A 2,462-nucleotide genomic window follows, 5' to 3' on the forward strand; every position below is an offset into this window, starting at 1 on the left:
CTGCCAGAACGGTTGCCGCCGCCGATCACAGGTTTTTGTCCTCGAACATGCACAGATCGCGGATCAGGCAGCTGCCGCACATCGGCTTGCGCGCCTTGCAATGATAGCGGCCGTGCAGGATCAGCCAGTGGTGGGCGTGCTGCTGGAAATCCGCCGGGATGTTATCCTCCACCGCGCGTTCCACGGCGTCCACATCCTTGCCCGGGGCAATGCCGGAGCGGTTGCCGACGCGGAAGATATGGGTGTCCACTGCTTGTGCGGGCTGCTTCCACCACATGTTCAGCACCACATTGGCGGTTTTGCGGCCTACCCCCGGCAGCGATTGCAATGCGGCGCGGGAATTGGGCACCTCGCCGCCGTAGTCATCAACCAGGATTTGGCTGAGCTTGATCACGTTCTTGGCCTTTTGGCGGAACAGGCCGATGGTTTTGATATGTTCGGTCAGCCCTTCAAGGCCCAGTTCCAGCATTTTTTGCGGGGTGTCGGCGATCTTGAACAGCGCGCGGGTTGCCTTGTTCACGCCGGCATCGGTCGCCTGCGCCGACAGTGCCACCGCCACCACCAGCGTGTAGACATTGACATGCTCCAGCTCGCCCTTGGGTTCGGGCTCAGCTGCCTGGAACCGCGTGAAGATCTCGCGGAGCGTATGATAATCGAGTTGCTTTGCCATGGCAGCGCTTTTGTACAGGTCAGACCTTAAAGAGCAATTGAAATTGCGATGCCATGGCAGTTTGCGGCGGCATTTAAGAGAGCAGGCCGGCAGCTTTTAATGCTGCGTTTGCGGCTGCGAATTCGGCAGGGGCTTCAGTTCTGCCTTCACAGAAAGCAGCCGCGGGCCGTTCCGCATCTGCTGATCCAGCATCTTGCCGCGGGAGGAAGGGCAAAGCAGGGCCCCTTCCAGCAGCGCGTGCAGCAACCGCACGGCATCCGCGGCGGTTCCCATCAGACAGCCATGATACACCCAGCCCGGGTGATAGCCCCTTGTATCCCAATGAAGGCCTTCAAAGTCCTCACGCGTTCCGGCCGGCCGGGCGCCAAGCCCTAGCGGCTGCAGGATGTCGTGCTGCATGATGTGTGCCAGATCGCAGCCGTGCAGCCGCTCCAGCTCCAGAGGCAGCAGCAGGTATCCGATGTTGGAGTAGAGCCAGCCCTGGCCGGGCGGATAGACGAGGTCGCTGGCATGCGCCTCTGCGAGCAGCCGGCTGGCGGGCCAAGGTGTCTCGCGGGCGGCAACTGCGGCTTTGTAAGCGGGCAGCGGGCCATAGTCGCGCAGCCCTGCGCGGTGCTGCAGCAGCTGGCGTGAGGTAAAGGGCCAGCCGGCCAAAGCGGCATCAAGGTCCAGCGGACCGTCCTCAGCCGCGCGCAGCACAAGTGCGGCAATCACCGGCTTGGTAAAGCTCCACCAGGGAAAGACAGCGTCTGGTGCATCATTGCGCAGGAGATTTCCGGCGCCGTCCAGCACTGCTATGACATCACACGGTCTCCCTTTCCCAATCCATAGCGCGGGTCAGGGGAATTCGCAAGTTCCGGGTCGATTGGCAAGCGCATGCGTATTACTTTGATCCGCAAGTCAGAACAGGTTGGGCCGATGAATATCGAAACACGGGAAAACACCTATCATTACGGCGTCATGCGCCGGGCGATTGAGTTGATTGACGATGGTGGCGAGGATTTGACGCTGGAGCAGCTGGCCGCCCGTATGGACATGAGCCCGGCGCATTTCCAGCGGCTGTTCTCGTCCTGGGTCGGGGTTTCGCCCAAACGCTACCAGCAGTATCTGCGGCTGGGCCATGCCAAGGCGCTGCTGCGTGAGCGGTTCACCACGCTGGAGGCCTCGCATGCGGTGGGGCTGTCCGGCTCGGGCCGGCTGCATGACCTGTTCCTGCGCTGGGAGGCGATGAGCCCCGGCGAATATGCCCGCAAGGGCGTTGGCCTGCGGATCTTCTGGGGTTGGTTTGACAGCCCGTTTGGCCTGGCGCTGGTGATGGGCACGGAAAAGGGCATCTGCGGGCTGGGTTTTGCCGCCGAAACCGGGGCTGAGCCGGCCATGGCGGACATGCGTGCGCGGTGGCCGCAGGCGGAATTCGTCGAGGATCCCGCAGCCCTGCGCCCGCTGGCGGAGGCGGCCTTAGCCCAAAAAGGCGAGACTGCCCTGCACATGATCGGCGCCCCCTTGCAGATCAAGGTCTGGGAAGCGCTGCTGCGCATCCCATCAGGCCATGTCACCACCTATTCCGAGCTGGCCCAGGCAATCGGCGCGCCCAAGGCCGTGCGCGCGGTGGGAACAGCCGTCGGGCGCAACCCGGTCAGCTGGCTGATCCCCTGTCACCGGGCCTTGCGCAAATCAGGAGCGCTGGGCGGCTATCACTGGGGCCTGCCGGTCAAGCGCGCGATGCTTGCTTATGAGGCGGCACGGGACGAGGAGGCTGCGGCAGATGATATGCGCGCTGCCGGCTGAACAG

At 63.3% G+C, this 2,462-nt stretch carries 3 protein-coding genes; 1 reads left to right on the plus strand and 2 read right to left on the minus strand.

The window, feature by feature from the left end; translation table 11 throughout:
* Nucleotides 1–25 precede the first annotated feature (25 nt).
* Both nth and A2I95_RS31570 read right to left on the minus strand, forming a co-directional pair.
* Nucleotides 26–670 (minus strand): endonuclease III, encoded by a 645-nt coding sequence (gene nth / locus A2I95_RS31565; protein ID WP_027257479.1) that lies wholly within the window; start codon nt 668–670, stop codon nt 26–28.
* A gap of 96 nt (nt 671–766) precedes the next feature.
* On the minus strand, nt 767–1,495 hold the full coding sequence (locus A2I95_RS31570; protein WP_084294348.1) for a serine hydrolase: 729 nt from the start codon (nt 1,493–1,495) through the stop codon (nt 767–769).
* A gap of 93 nt (nt 1,496–1,588) precedes the next feature.
* On the opposite strand from A2I95_RS31570, the gene A2I95_RS31575 reads away from it, so the two are divergent.
* Nucleotides 1,589–2,458, plus strand: a complete 870-nt coding sequence (locus A2I95_RS31575; RefSeq protein WP_027257480.1) for a bifunctional helix-turn-helix domain-containing protein/methylated-DNA--[protein]-cysteine S-methyltransferase — start codon at nt 1,589–1,591, stop codon at nt 2,456–2,458.
* The last annotated feature ends 4 nt before the right edge of the window (nt 2,459–2,462 follow it).

This window comes from Leisingera sp. F5 (assembly GCF_001593695.1).

Coding starts and splice junctions, on each gene's coding strand:
- nth (WP_027257479.1), bottom strand. CDS start 670: ATGGCAAAGCAACTCGATTATCATACGCTCCGCGAGATCTTCACGCGG.
- A2I95_RS31575 (WP_027257480.1), top strand. CDS start 1,589: ATGAATATCGAAACACGGGAAAACACCTATCATTACGGCGTCATGCGC.